The sequence below is a fragment of the Bradyrhizobium sp. UFLA05-153 genome (genome assembly GCF_054185185.1).
In genome coordinates, this window is sequence record NZ_JBBIAM010000007.1 from 42,713 (window position 1) to 56,504 (window position 13,792).

At 65.8% G+C, this 13,792-nt stretch carries 10 protein-coding genes; all 10 read right to left on the reverse strand.

Going from position 1 to position 13,792, the window contains the following annotated elements:
• Nucleotides 1-113: 113 nt before the first annotated feature.
• Nucleotides 114-1,787, reverse strand: coding sequence for a DNA repair protein RecN (gene recN, locus Q2941_RS06750; RefSeq protein WP_027522336.1), 1,674 nt, complete (start codon nucleotides 1,785-1,787; stop codon nucleotides 114-116).
• A gap of 16 nt (nucleotides 1,788-1,803) precedes the next feature.
• Nucleotides 1,804-2,703: an outer membrane protein assembly factor BamD gene (locus tag Q2941_RS06755; protein ID WP_027522337.1), complete on the reverse strand. Its 900-nt coding sequence runs from the start codon at nucleotides 2,701-2,703 to the stop codon at nucleotides 1,804-1,806.
• 254 nt (nucleotides 2,704-2,957) lie between these two features.
• A complete protein-coding gene (lpxC, locus tag Q2941_RS06760; RefSeq protein WP_027522338.1) occupies nucleotides 2,958-3,920 on the reverse strand; it encodes a UDP-3-O-acyl-N-acetylglucosamine deacetylase in 963 nt (320 codons plus the stop codon).
• A gap of 360 nt (nucleotides 3,921-4,280) precedes the next feature.
• Nucleotides 4,281-6,068, reverse strand: a complete 1,788-nt coding sequence (ftsZ, locus tag Q2941_RS06765; RefSeq protein ID WP_458191992.1) for a cell division protein FtsZ — start codon at nucleotides 6,066-6,068, stop codon at nucleotides 4,281-4,283.
• Between the two features lie 87 nt (nucleotides 6,069-6,155).
• Nucleotides 6,156-7,475 carry a cell division protein FtsA gene (gene ftsA / locus Q2941_RS06770; RefSeq protein WP_027522340.1) on the reverse strand — a complete coding sequence of 440 codons (1,320 nt, stop codon included), beginning with the start codon at nucleotides 7,473-7,475 and terminating at the stop codon, nucleotides 6,156-6,158.
• Entirely contained in the window at nucleotides 7,472-8,497 is a 1,026-nt protein-coding gene (locus tag Q2941_RS06775) for a cell division protein FtsQ/DivIB (protein ID WP_027522341.1), read from the reverse strand. The genes ftsA and Q2941_RS06775 overlap by 4 nt, the downstream gene beginning before the upstream one ends.
• A 346-nt stretch (nucleotides 8,498-8,843) precedes the next feature.
• Nucleotides 8,844-9,830 (reverse strand): D-alanine--D-alanine ligase family protein, encoded by a 987-nt coding sequence (locus Q2941_RS06780; RefSeq protein WP_027522342.1) that lies wholly within the window; start codon nucleotides 9,828-9,830, stop codon nucleotides 8,844-8,846.
• Between the two features lie 130 nt (nucleotides 9,831-9,960).
• A complete protein-coding gene (gene murB, locus Q2941_RS06785; protein WP_458191993.1) occupies nucleotides 9,961-10,878 on the reverse strand; it encodes a UDP-N-acetylmuramate dehydrogenase in 918 nt (305 codons plus the stop codon).
• A 193-nt stretch (nucleotides 10,879-11,071) separates the two neighbouring features.
• A complete protein-coding gene (murC, locus tag Q2941_RS06790) occupies nucleotides 11,072-12,475 on the reverse strand; it encodes a UDP-N-acetylmuramate--L-alanine ligase (protein WP_254111182.1) in 1,404 nt (467 codons plus the stop codon).
• 120 nt (nucleotides 12,476-12,595) lie between these two features.
• A complete protein-coding gene (gene murG / locus Q2941_RS06795) occupies nucleotides 12,596-13,696 on the reverse strand; it encodes an undecaprenyldiphospho-muramoylpentapeptide beta-N-acetylglucosaminyltransferase (protein ID WP_027522345.1) in 1,101 nt (366 codons plus the stop codon).
• Nucleotides 13,697-13,792: the final 96 nt, after the last annotated feature.

The following is a 13,792-nucleotide window of genomic DNA, read 5'->3' on the forward strand; positions in this document are numbered from 1 at the left end:
TTTCGTGCCCCGGACCCAGCGCAGCGCTTCTTCAGCGATGCGCTGCAGAGCCGGGGCCCATGTGGCAGCGCTCTGGGTCCCGGCTCGCGCTACGCGCGTCCGGGACACGAAAATTAAGCCGTCGCCGCCCTTAGCAGCCGTTCCGCGGCCGCCCTCGCTTCCGCTGTGATCTCCGCGCCCGCCAGCATCCGCGCGATCTCCTCGCGGCGGTGGTCGGCGGCGAGCGCATTGACGCGGGTGGCGACGCGCTTGCCCTTGTCGAGGGCGTCCTTGGAAATCAGGAGATGCTGGTCGGCGCGGGCGGCGACCTGCGGGGCGTGGGTTACGGCCATCACCTGCACCTGGCCGGCAAGCCGCGCGAGCCGCGCGCCAATGGCGTCAGCCACCGCACCGCCGACGCCGGTGTCGATTTCGTCGAACACCAGGGTCGGCGCCGAGCCGCGATCGGACAGCACGACCTTCAGCGCGAGGAGGAAGCGCGACAGCTCGCCGCCGGAGGCGACCTTCATCATCGGCCCCGGCTTGGTGCCCGGATTGGTCTGCACCCAGAACTCGACGCGATCGAAACCCTGCGGTCCCGGCGCGCGCTCATCGGTCTCCACCTGGGTCATGAATTTCGCGCGTTCGAGCTTGAGCGGGGCGAGTTCGGCGTTGACGGCCTTGTTGAGCTTTTCCGCCGATTTCTGCCGCGCAACTGACAGCTTCTTTGCGGCGCCGGCGTAGCGCGCGTCGGCCTCGATTGCGGCCTGCTCGAGCTTCTTCAACTGTTCGGCGCCGGCATCGATCAACCTGACATCGGCCGCGTATTTCGCGGCAAGCGCTGCCAGGCCATCGACCGGCGTCGAATATTTGCGCGAGGCGGCGCGCAGCGCGAACAGCCGTTCCTCGATGCGTTCGAGCTCCAAGGGGTCGAAATCGGTTGCGGCGAGTGCGGCCTGGAGATGCTGGTCGGCCTCCTCCAACGAATTGATCGCGGCGTCGATCGCCTTCACCGCGGGCTCGACCAGCGCCGGCGAATTGACGCCGCGGCGCTCCAGCCTTCGCACCGCCGCCGAAAGAGCCGCGACCGGCGAATTGTGTCCGCCGACGATTTCCTGCGCCTCGCGCAGGTCGGAGGCGATCTTCTCACCCTGCATCATGGTGGTGCGGCGGGAGGCCAGCGAAGTCTCCTCGCCGTCCTTCGGCGCGAGTTGCTTCAATTCGTCCGAGGCATGGCGCAGATAATCCGCCTCACGCGCGGCGCGCTCCATGCCCGTGCGATGCTCCTCCAGCGCGGTGTTGGCGGTGCGGCGCGCATCCCACAGCGCTTCGACGGCTGTGACATCCTTTTCGAGGCCGGCAAAGGCATCGAGCAGGCGGCGGTGCGTGGATGCATCGACCAGCGCGCGCTCGTCGTGCTGGCCGTGGATCTCGACCAGCGCAGCGCCGACCGCCTTGAGGGTCTGCACGCTGATCGACTGGTCGTTGATGAAGGCGCGGGTGCGGCCGTCGGCGAGCTGCACGCGGCGCAGGATCATCTCACCGGTATCTTCCAGCCCGTTCTCAGCGAGGATCTTCGTCGCGGGATGGGCCTTCGGCACGTCGAACACGGCCGTGACCTGCCCCTGCTCCGCGCCGTGGCGCACGAGGCCGGCATCGCCGCGGCCGCCGAGCGCCAGCGCAAAGGCATCGAGCAGGATGGATTTTCCCGCGCCCGTCTCGCCGGTCAAAACCGCAAGGCCGGTTGCGAATTCGATATCGAGCCGTTCGATCAGGACGATGTCACGGATCGACAGACGCGCCAGCATGGAACCCCAAAATTTCCTAGCCGCCGAGGCCCATCTTCTTGAAGGTCCTGCTGATCCAGGACCCCTGATTCTCGCTCGGCTCGAGACCGCCGGATTTTACAAGATTATAGGCGTCCTTGTACCAGCGGCTGTCAGGAAAATTGTGCCCGAGCACGGCGGCCGCGGTCTGCGCCTCACCGACGATGCCGATCGCGATATAGGCCTCGGTCAGGCGGTAGAGCGCCTCCTCGACGTGGCGCGTGGTCTGGTACTGCGTGACCACGGTCTTGTAGCGGTTGATCGCGGCCGTGAAGTCGCGCTTCTGCGCGTAATAGCGGCCGACGGCCATTTCCTTGCCGGCGAGCTGGTCGCGTGCGCCCTCGATCTTGGACTTGGCGCTGGTCGCATATTCGGAGTTCGGATATTTGCGCACCACCTCTTCGAGCGAGGCGATCGCCTTCTCGGTGCGGGTCTGGTCGCGGCTGATGTCAGGGATCTGGTCGTAATGGGAGGCCGCGATCAGATACTGCGCGTACGCCGCGTCCGGGCTGCCGGGATGCAGGGTGACGTAGCGGCTCGCGGAGCCGATGCAGCTGTCATAGTCGCCGGCCTGATAGGACGCATAAGCCGACATCAGAAGCGACTTACGGGCGAGGTCGGAATAGGGGTGCTGCCGGTCGACTTCCTCGAACTTCTTGTTCGCCGCCTTGATGTCCTTCTTCTCGTTCATGAGGTACAGGCCCTCATTGTAGAGCTTGTCGGCCGGCTCCTCGACGAAGGTGTCGTCCTTGGCGGTGAACTTGTCCCACAGCTCGCCAGTGCCGCAGCCACCGAGCGGCAGCGCGACCGCGAGGAACGCGGCAGCCTGCAGCAACCGCCGTGCCGAGGGTGCGAGCGAAGCCGTGAATGATTCGCGCGTCATACGCTGTGCTGACATGAATTTAAGACCTGACGCCCTGTGATGCGCTGCCCGCCGCGCCATGACCCCGCCATGGCCGCGAAATCTGCCGTATAAGTTTGCCCGTGCTTCGGCGCCCTGCCATGCGACCCAAGCCGGTGTAACCCAAAAACGATCGTTAAGGTCCCGGATAGGCAGGCATTTCGCCCGGATTAAGGCGACGGTGCACTGAAGCTAGCCGATCATGGTTACCAGGAAATGCGTAAAGGGCCAAAGCGGCCGGAATCGGTCGTTCAGGACACGTCCGGCCCGTAGGCGGCGGCAATCCGGCCACCGACGATACCGCTGCCGACCTCGACAACGGGACGCGTGGTGCGGCGAGCCGCCTCACCCTCGACCACCCGCCAGGCGGTCCGATCGGCAAGCAGCGCGGTCAGGACGGCGTGGTTGAGCTTGTGGCCGCCGCGGACCGAACGATAGGCGCCCAGCAACGGCAGGCCAGCCAGCGCCAGATCTCCCACCACGTCCAGCACCTTGTGGCGCACGCATTCGTCGGCGTAGCGCAGGCCTTCGGTATTCAGCAGCCGCTCCTCGTCGAACACGACGGTGTTCTCGAAGGAGGCGCCGCGCGCGAAGCCTGCGCTCCAGAGACGCGCCTGATCGCACATCAGGCCGAAGGTGCGGGCCCGCGCGATCTCGCGGCGGAAACGTTCCGGGCTGAGCTCGAACGTGTAGGCCTGCCGGCCGATCACCGGATTGGCGAAATTGATCTCGATCTCGGCGCGGAAGCCGTTGGCGTAAGGCCGCAGCTCGCCGAAGGAATCGCCGATCGCAACCGAGACCGGCTTCAAAATCTGGATGAACCGGCGCTGCGCCGGCTGGCTCACGATACCGGCCTGGTCGATTGCCGCGACGAACGCCGCTGCGCTGCCGTCCATGATCGGTACTTCCGGACCGTCGATCTCGATGGTCGCGTTGTCCACGCCCATGCCACGCAAAGCAGCAAGCACGTGCTCGGCCGTCGACACCAGCGCACCGTCGCTGTCGCCAAGCACGGTCGCAAAATCGGTCGCGATGACCTGCTCGGCAGTGGCCTGCACTTCGCGGTCGCAACCTTCGAGGCCGGTGCGGACAAAAACCAGGCCTGCATCAACAGGTGCAGGCCCCAAGGTCAGCGTTACGGGGAGACCGGAATGAACGCCGACGCCAACCACTGTGGCCTGCGCGCGGAGCGTTGTTTGCCGGCTAAATTTCATCAGGAACTGCCCACCCTACGACCCACTGCGACTTATACCGGACCGAACTGGCCGTCTGAGGCACCAGCTCGAATCTCCGTATCCCCAAGTCACGCGCAAACCATAGTCACTGCCCCAAACAAGCCAACTCACGCTTTTTTACCAATTGTTACCCCAACTCTGCCGCATTCAGGCGGGGCGTGAACCAATTTGCGCCACGTTTGGAGCCGGTCTCGGCAACTTTATTGCATCACGAAATGCATAATTAATCATTTAAAATCAGTCGGTTGCCTCTGCCAGCCGAGATCCCGCAGGCCAAAAGCAAAGGTCCCGGCGAACATTTCGCCGGGACCTTTTTCGTCGTCTTGATTGTAACAATCCTCACGTCGCCTGACGGCGGAGGAAGGCCGGGATATCAAGATGGTCGTCTCCCTGTGGCGCCGGCGCAACAGGCGCGGGGCGGCCGTGGACGTCCAAGCCTTGCGGCGGGGGTCGGCGGGCATACTCTGATACCGGCTCGGTAGCTGCGATCTGCTGAGCCACGCTGCGCTGTGGCTTGCGGTCAGGCAGCGGCGGCATAGCGGGAGCTGCGGTGCGGGCGACGACCGGCGGCTCGCTCTCCTCGTCGCGACGGCCGAGGCCGACATTGGCAAGGCGCTGCAACAGCGACAGGCGAGTCTTCTGAGTCGGCTCGTCCTCGGTCTCGCGGCCCTGGCGAATCTCCGCCTGCGCCGGCATCGGCAGGTCCTCGAGGCGCGGCATCCGCGGCGCTCGCAGCGGCGGTCGCTCGGCCTGCGGCGGGATGAAGGTTTCCGGCGTCATCGGCTCATGCATCGCGACGGGTGCTGCTTCCGGCTCGGGGAACAGCGAGGGCTTTTGCGCGATCGGGCGCACGGTGACGTCGCCATAGGTCTGGGGCGCCGGCGCATGCGGCACTTCCGGCGCCACAGCGGCGGCAATCGCAGCCAGCGCAGCGCGCTCGACATTGGGACGCGGCGCCATGGGGGCGGCAGCAACCGGAGCGGCCGCCGCCTGCGGGATCTGCGCTTCCAGCTTCTGGGCACGCTCGGCGAGCCGCTGATTGTCCGCCCGCAGCCGCGCGGTGAGATCGGCGAGCCGGGTTTCAGCCACGGCGGCCGGAGCATGCGGGGCGGCAACGGCGACGGCCGGTGCGCTCGAGGCCTGACTGTTGCGGGCGATCGCCGCCTGCTCGATGCCGGTGGCAACGACCGAGACGCGGATCAGGCCGTCGAGGGCTTCGTCGAAGGTGGCGCCGACGATGATGTTGGCGTCCTGGTCGACCTCCTCGCGGATGCGGGTCGCGGCTTCGTCGACCTCGAACAGGGTGAGGTCCTTGCCGCCGGTGATCGAGATCAGGAGGCCCTTGGCACCCTTCATCGAGGAATCGTCGATCAGCGGGTTGGCGATCGCAGCTTCAGCGGCGGTCAGCGCGCGCTTGTCGCCGGAGGCTTCGCCCGTGCCCATCATCGCCTTGCCCATCTCACGCATCACGGCGCGGACGTCGGCGAAGTCGAGGTTGATCAGGCCTTCCTTCACCATCAGGTCGGTAATGCAGGCAACGCCCGAATAGAGCACCTGATCAGCCATCGCGAAGGCGTCGGCGAAGGTGGTTTTCTCGTTGGCGACCCGGAACAGGTTCTGGTTCGGAATGATCAGGAGCGTATCAACGACCTTGTGCAGCTCGTTGATGCCCGCTTCAGCGGTGCGCATGCGGCGGCCGCCTTCAAAGTGGAAAGGCTTGGTCACCACGCCGACGGTGAGGATGCCCATGTCGCGCGCGGTCTTGGCGATGACAGGAGCGGCTCCCGTGCCGGTGCCGCCGCCCATGCCGGCGGTGACGAACACCATGTTGGCGCCCGAGAGATGGTCGCGGAGTTCGTCGATCACCTCTTCCGCGGCAGCCGCACCGACGTTCGGCTGCGAGCCGGCACCGAGGCCTTGCGTGACCTGCGTACCCATCTGCACGATGCGCTGCGCCTTCGACATCGTCAGCGCCTGCGCGTCGGTGTTGGCGACCACGAAGTCGACGCCCTGAAGGCCCGCCGTGATCATGTTGTTGACGGCGTTGCCGCCGGCGCCGCCGACGCCAAACACGGTGATCCGCGGCTTCAGTTCGTGAATATCAGGAACGTTGATGCTGATGGTCATGGTTGCCTCTCGATCACGTGCGCGTGGGTTCGCCCCGGCCGGCGGCCGCGGGAGTTGGTGAAAATCCGGGAATGTGGAAACCTGTCATCAGAAGCCCTCGCGAAGCCATCGTCCGACCTTTCCGAAATAACCGCCGGTCCCTGTCTTAATCTGCCGCGTATGCCGCGGTTCGACATGTTCAAGGTGAACATATTGCGGGTAGACCAGGAGCCCGGCGGGCACCGCGAAGGCGGCGTTCTTCGCCTCATTGGGCAGCCGGCCGAAGCCGAGCGGTCGGCCGATCCGCACGGGACGGCCGAGAATTTGCGTGCCGAGCTCGACGAGCCCGGTGAGTTGCGAGGCACCGCCGCTGAGAACGATGCGACCATTCGGCTCGGCCGCGAAGGGCGATTCCTTCAGCTTGTCACGGACCATCTCGAAGATTTCCTCGGCCCGGTGCTTGACGATGTTGGCGATGGTGGCGCGGGAGACGATCTGCGGCAGATCCTGCTCGTCGCCTGCGGTCGGCACCGACATCAGCTCGCGCGAGTCCGATCCACCGGTGATGACAGTGCCATAGAGCGTCTTGATTCGCTCGGCGTCGGCGATGGTCGCCGACAGTCCGCGCGCCAGGTCCATCGTGATGTGATGGCCGCCGACTGCAAAGCCTGCCGCATGCACGAAGCGGCCGCCGGAATAGACGGCGATGGTCGTGGTGCCCGCACCCATCTCGACGACGGCGGCGCCGAGATCGGCCTCGTCGTCGGTCAGCACGGAGAGGCCGGCGACATAGGGGCTCGCCGCCATGGCTTCGACGTTGATGTGGCAGCGTTCCACAGCCAGCATCAGGTTCCGCGCCACGGTGGCGTCGCAGGTCACCACGTTCATGTCGACGCCGAACTGGCGCGCGACCATGCCGCGGGCATCACGGATGCCCTTGACGCCATCGAGCGTGTAGCCGACGGGCAGCGCGTGCAGCACGGTGCGGCCCTCGCCGGTGGCATGACGCATGCCGGTGGAGGTGACGCGACTGACGTCGGCCGGCGTGACCGCGCCGCCGCGGATGTCGGCGGCAGCCTCGACCATATGCCCGGCGAGCCTGCCGCCGGAGACCGACAGCAGCACGGATTCGACCCGCACCTTGGCCATCTTTTCCGCAAGCCCGACGGCCTGGCGCACCGCCTGCTCGCATTCGCCGAGATCGATCACCGCACCGGCCTTCATGCCGCGCGCCTGGATCTGGCTGTAGCCGGTCAATTCAACCGCATGGGTGCGGCCGCGCAGCGCCTCGCTCGGCGCGGACGGCTTCAGCCGCGCGATCATGCAGGCGATCTTGCTGGTGCCGATGTCGAGACAGGCGACGAGCCCGGCGCGCTTATGCGGCATCGGGCGGGTCTTCGGCGTCTGGGTGCGATCGAGACCGGTCATGCGGAATCACCGGCCTTCTTCTTCGGCTGCTTTGCCTTGAACAGCTCTTCGCGCGCCTTTGCGGCGTCGTCGGAGAGCTGCACTACGAGACGATCGGGCAGACGCATGTCGACGGCGACGATGTCCCTGGAGAACAGCTTCTCCTCCTTGTCGAGCTTGGACAGGGCGGCAAGCGCATTGCCGACGTCCTGCTCGGGGAGCCGCACGTCGAGGCCGTCCTTCAACCGCAGATTCCAGCGGCGTTCGCCGATGAAGATCGCCGCCTTGGTCGCCGACTGCACCTGCGGATAACGCGCGAGGAGCGCGAGGAAATCGCGCGCCTGGGTGGCGGCGCCCTTGCCGACCACGAGCGGCAGCGTCAGGAAGCGGCGCGAAACATAGGGCTCGAGCACGGCGCCGTCGTCGGCAATCACGGAGAGCCGGCCGGCTTCCTGCCACAGCGCGAACGCCTTGCGCTCGGTGATGTCGATCTGGAGCTGGCCCGGATAGAGCTTCAGCACGGTCGCATCCGCGATCCAGGGATTGGCCTTGAGCTTGTCGCGCAGGCCGTCGGCATCGAGGAACAGCAGCGAGGAGCGGCCGCTGACGCCGCCGATGGCGAGGATCTCGTCCTGGCTGAGCTGCTTGCGGCCGTTGATGACGACGGAGGTGATTCGGAAGCCGGCGGAATTGGCCAGCGCATTGCGGGCATCGCTGACCGCGGTGATGAAATCCTGGAGATGGCCGCCCTTGACGATGCCGAGGCCGGTGGCGCCGGCGAGCAGGATGACTGTCAGGCTGATCCCGACCCGGCGCGGCAGGAAGCGCTCGACCAGCGCGACGATGCGCGGCGTCGGCTCGCGCTCCGGAAGAGCCTTGGCGCGGGCGCGCTTTTCCTGGAGCTTCTCTTCGCGCTTGTCCTGGCGCTTCTGCTCGATCCACTCGCGCAGAAGCACGACCGCTCCAACAGCGGCCGCCTTCAGGTCAGCTTGGGGCCTCAGAGATCGAAGTACTGACCGGGTGAGGCTGCCTGCACCATCCATTGCACGAGCTCGTCAACAGTTAGCCCGCGGAAATCTCGCGGGTCCTGGCGCCCATGACGTCTCGGACCGGCCGGCCGGGTGGTCTTCAGCAGAAGAAGCCTCTCCCCTTCAAAGCGTTGGCCGGAGACGGGAACACCCGTGACAGCCCACGCGCCGGCAGCCAAATCGCCATATGCGCCGCCAGCGTTAACCTTCGGACTTCCTGGTAAACAAAAGGTAAACTTCGTTAACGGCCGGAGCTTTTTGCCTCGTCTTGTGAGGCATTTATGCCGCCATCTCCGGCATTTTACCGATTTTGGGTTCCAAAACGGGCTGTTTCGCCCGGCCGGCCGTTAACCAACCCTAATTATTTCCGCACGCGCTGTTCGGCGAGCTCGATCAGGTCGCGCAGGAAGTCGACGAACTCGATCCCCTGCGCCTTCAGCGCCTTGGGATAGAGCGAGGACTTGGTGAGGCCGGGCAGCGTGTTGGTCTCGAGATAGACCAGGCCCTTGTCCGACACGATGAAGTCCGACCGGGAATAGCCGGTGCAGGACATCGCCCGATGCGCCCGCATCGCCTGGTCCATCAGCGCGGCCGTGACCTCCGGCGAGAAGCGGCCGGGGCAGATCTCCTGGGTCGATGAGAGCAGATATTTTGCGGCGTAGTCGAAATTGCCCTCGCCCGGGATGATCTCGATCGGCGGCAGCGAGATCATCGAGCCGTCCGGCCGCTCCAGCACGCCGCAGGTCGCCTCGATGCCGGCGATGTAGGGCTCGATGACGTACTCTTCGTGCTTCGCAGCGTTGCGAACAGCAACCAGATCCTGCTTGGCGTTGACGAAGATCAGGCCGTAGCTCGAACCATCGCGCGCCGGCTTTGCGATCAGCCTGCCGTATTCGGCAAAGGCGTCGTCGATGTCTTCCAGCGCAATACCTGTCGGTGGCGTCACGCCGCCGAGCGCGGCAAACTGCTTGGCGGCGATCTTGTCGAAGGCGAGATGCGAGGATGCCGAGCCCGATCCAGTGAAGGGCACGCCGCGCGATTCGCACATCACCTGCAGTTCGCCGTTCTCGGCGCAGCCGCCATGTAGCGCAAGCACCAGCACACGGTTCTCCGCTTTCGCCTGGTCCAGCGCTTGTTCCAGCGGAATTCCGCGCGTGCCCGGATTGAACTCGTCCTCAAAGGGACGGGCGTGTTCGGCGAGCTGCTTTGACTGGACGACGTGCACCTTGTCCTGGACATCCCAGAACCAGAGATCGGCTTCAGGCAACGCCTGGTGCAGGGCCTGCGCGCTTGCAACCGAGACCAGACGTTCCCTGTTGGAGCCGCCGAAGAGAATGGTGATGCGCATGATTAGCCAGCTGCCTTTCCACCTTCGTCATTCCGGGATGCGCCGGTAGGCGCAGGCCCGGAATCCATAACCACGATCGGGAGTATGGATTCCGGGCTCGCGACTTCGTCGCGCCCCGGAATGACGGTGATCATGGAACCCCGATCCTTTTGATTTCCCAGTGTAGCTCAATTCCCGAATTTTCCTTCACGCGCTCGCGCACGGTTTCGCCAAGCGTCTCGATGTCATGACCGGTCGCATCGCCGGTATTGATCAGGAAGTTGCAGTGCATCTCCGACACCTGCGCGCCGCCGATGCGCAAGCCGCGGCAGCCGGCGGCGTCGATCAGCTTCCAGGCGGAGTGGCCGGGCGGATTCTTGAAGGTTGAGCCGCCGGTCTTCTCGCGAATCGGCTGCGCGGTCTCGCGATGGGTCTGCACCTCCGCCATGCGGGCGCGGATCGCCTCCGCGTCCGTGATGACGCCGCGAAAGCGCGCGGAGGTGAAGATGATCGAGGGGTCAACGCCGCTGTTGCGGTACACGAACTTCATGTCGGCGTTGGAGAAGGTGTGCTTCGTGCCGTCGCGACCGATGCCGGTCGCCTCGATCAGCATGTCCTTGGTCTCGCCGCCATTGGCGCCGGCATTCATGCGCAGCGCGCCGCCGATCGTGCCGGGAATACCGAAGAAGAATTCGAGCCCGCCGATATCAGCGTTGGCCGCCACTTCCGCCACGCGCTTGTCGAGCGCGGCAGCGCCCGCGGAGACGATATCGCCGCTCGCACTCGCATCGCCAAACGCACGCGGCGCAAGACGGATCACGACGCCCGACATGCCGCCATCGCGCACGATGAGATTGGAGCCGACGCCGACGACGTAGACCGCAATGTCGGTTGAGAGATGCGCGAGGAAGTAAGCGAGATCATCCTCATCCGCCGGCGTGAACAACACCTGCGCCGGCCCGCCGACGCGAAACCAGGTGAGCTCGGCCAGCGACTGATTCGCCAGCAAACGCCCGCGCAGGTCAGGCATCGCGGCTTTGAGGTCGGGGGTGATGTCGGGGAAGCTCATGCGAGAGCACGCGCCTCATGCAAGGGAGGCACACTGTCCCCGTTCCCTCCCCCCTTGTGGGGGAGGGCCAGGGAGGGGGGTAGCCCCAAGCGACGTCGGAGTTTGTGGCTACCCCTCTCCCCCACCCTCTCCCACAAGGGGAGAGGGAGCGCAGGGTGCCGTGGGGCAACTGATCCGACCATCGTCATCGCCGTCACCCCAGCGCCTTCAATTCACCGGGCAGCGCATACGCCCATTGCGTGATGTTGCCGGCGCCCAGGCACACGACCAGATCGCCTGGCTTCGCCATGCCCTTGACGATGCCGGCGAGATCCGAGGATGCCGGTAGCGGGATCACCTGGCGATGGCCGTGGGCGCGCAGGCCGGCGACGAAATGATCGCGGTCGATGCCTTCGATCGGCGCCTCACCGGCGGGATAGACCTCGGCGACAACAACCGCGTCCGCATCGTTGAAGCAGGTGCAAAATTCCTCGAACAGCGATTGCAGGCGGGTGAAGCGATGCGGCTGCACCACGGCGAGGATCTTGCCATTGGTGGATTCGCGTGCCGCCTTCAGCACGGCAGCAATCTCGACGGGATGGTGACCGTAATCGTCGATCACGGTGATGCCGTTCCACTCGCCGGTCCTGGTGAAGCGGCGCTTGACCCCGCCGAAAGTGGCCATCGCCTTGCGGATCGCCTCGTCGGAGACGCCGAGCTCATGCGCCACCGCGATTGCGGCCGTGGCGTTCGAGGCGTTGTGACGTCCCGGCATCGGCAGCGTGAGATCCGCAATCTCATGCACGGCACCGCTCTTGCGATCGCGAATCGCGACCTTGAATTTCGATCCGCCACCCATCGGCGTGAGATCGACGAGCCGCGCATCGGCCTGCGGATTCTCGCCATAGGTGATGATGCGGCGATCCTCGATCTTGCCGACCAGGCTCTGCACGGTCGGATGATCGATGCACATCACGGCAAAGCCGTAGAACGGCAGGTTCTCGATGAAATGGCGGAACGCATCCTGCACGGCATCGAACGTCTTGAAGTGATCGAGATGCTCGGGGTCGACATTGGTGACGATCGCGACATCCGTCGGCAGCTTCAGGAACGTGCCGTCGCTCTCGTCCGCTTCCACCACCATCCAGTCGCCGGCACCGAGCCGTGCATTCGAGCCATAGGCGTTGATGATGCCGCCGTTGATCACGGTCGGATCGAGGCCGCCGGCATCGAGCAGCGTGGCGACCATCGTCGTGGTCGTGGTCTTGCCATGGGTGCCGGCGATCGCGACGCAGCTCTTCAGCCGCATCAGCTCGGCCAGCATCTCGGCGCGGCGCACCACGGGAATGCGTTGCGCGCGCGCCGCCATCAATTCCGGATTGTCGCGCTTGATCGCAGAGGACACCACGACGACGTCGGCGCCATCGACATTCTCGGCCTTGTGGCCGACCGAGACCTTTGCGCCCTTCTTGCGCAGCCGCTCGAGATTGTAATTGTCGGAGGCGTCCGAGCCCTGCACGGTGTAGCCGAGATTGACCAGCACCTCGGCAATGCCGCTCATGCCGATGCCGCCGATCCCGACGAAGTGGATGGGTCCGATCCCGCGCGGCAGTCTCATGATCTGTTCCCTGACCTTGCCGCCTGCGAAGGCGGCATCTGGCTGATCTCACGGCCCAAATCAGCCGCGCCTCGTACTGGATGCCCCGCTTTAGAAGGCGAAGACAAGGGCTTTTTCGCGTCAAAGTCCGGCGACTTTGACCACCAGATCGGCCAGCCGCTCGGCGGCATCGAGCCGGCCAGCGCCGCGGGCGGCCTCGGCCATGGCGGCAAGGCGGGCAGGCTCGGCGGCGAAAGCGGAGATCTCGGCAGCCAGCCGATCCGAGGTGAACTCGGTCTGCGGAATGCGCAAGCCGCCGTTGACCTGGGCCAGCACGCCGGCATTGGCGAACTGGTCCTGGTCGATCGAGCCGGGCAGTGGCACCAGGATCGAGGGCCGCCCGATCGCGGCGAGCTCGGCGACCGTGCCGGCGCCCGAGCGCGACACGATGAGGTGATTGGAAGCAAGCCGCGCCGGCAGATCGGTGAAGAACGGCGCGAGCTCGGCATTGATCTTGAGCTTGTCGTAGACCGCGCGCACCCGCGTCATGTCCTCTTCGCGGACCTGCTGGGTGAGGATCAGCCGGCTCCAGAGCGCAGGCTCAAGCCGCTCGATCGCGCCGGGCACGATGTCGGCCATGATGCGCGCACCCTGGCTGCCGCCGACGACGAGCAGGCGGAGCGGACCGTTCGGCTCAGGCGGTGTGTACTTCACCGCGGCGGCCGCAAGGATCGCCGGACGCATCGGTGTGCCGACCGTCGTGGTCTTCGGCGCCAGCGCAGGATCGCGGTCGAGCACGCCCGGCAAGGACGTCGCGATCGCGCGGACATAGCGCGCTAGGAACCGGTTGGCGCGACCGAGCACCGCGTTTGCATCGTGGATGATGCCGGGCACGCCGGCGAGCCTGGCCGCGATCAGCGGCGGCAGCGTCGGATAACCGCCGAAGCCGACGACCGCGATCGGCCTCGATCGGCGCATCAGGTTGAAGGCTGACAGCGTGCCCGCGGCGAGCGTGAAGCCGGCATGGGCGAGCTGCAACGGATTGCGGCCGCGCGCGGTCTCGCTCGCCACGACGTCGATCATGTCCTTGCTGAACAACCCGCTGTAGCGGAGCGCCCGCGCGTCCGTGACGAGGCGCACGCGAAATCCGCGCCGGATCAGCTCGACGCCGAGCGCCTCGGCCGGGAACAGATGACCGCCGGTGCCGCCCGCGGCGAGAAGAATCAAGGGGGAGGTGTCCATGGCCGTGGGTTTTACAGGGACTTTCCCGTCATTGCGAGACAGACCACGTCACAGAGTTCGTGCCCCGGGCGCAGCGCAGCGCGCCGCTTCTTCGCG

Coding starts and splice junctions, on each gene's coding strand:
- murC (WP_254111182.1), bottom strand. CDS start 12,475: ATGAGACTGCCGCGCGGGATCGGACCCATCCACTTCGTCGGGATCGGC.
- ftsZ (WP_458191992.1), bottom strand. CDS start 6,068: ATGACCATCAGCATCAACGTTCCTGATATTCACGAACTGAAGCCGCGG.
- murG (WP_027522345.1), bottom strand. CDS start 13,696: ATGGACACCTCCCCCTTGATTCTTCTCGCCGCGGGCGGCACCGGCGGT.
- Q2941_RS06780 (WP_027522342.1), bottom strand. CDS start 9,830: ATGCGCATCACCATTCTCTTCGGCGGCTCCAACAGGGAACGTCTGGTC.
- recN (WP_027522336.1), bottom strand. CDS start 1,787: ATGCTGGCGCGTCTGTCGATCCGTGACATCGTCCTGATCGAACGGCTC.
- Q2941_RS06755 (WP_027522337.1), bottom strand. CDS start 2,703: ATGTCAGCACAGCGTATGACGCGCGAATCATTCACGGCTTCGCTCGCA.
- Q2941_RS06775 (WP_027522341.1), bottom strand. CDS start 8,497: ATGGATGGTGCAGGCAGCCTCACCCGGTCAGTACTTCGATCTCTGAGG.
- murB (WP_458191993.1), bottom strand. CDS start 10,878: ATGAGCTTCCCCGACATCACCCCCGACCTCAAAGCCGCGATGCCTGAC.
- lpxC (WP_027522338.1), bottom strand. CDS start 3,920: ATGAAATTTAGCCGGCAAACAACGCTCCGCGCGCAGGCCACAGTGGTT.
- ftsA (WP_027522340.1), bottom strand. CDS start 7,475: ATGACCGGTCTCGATCGCACCCAGACGCCGAAGACCCGCCCGATGCCG.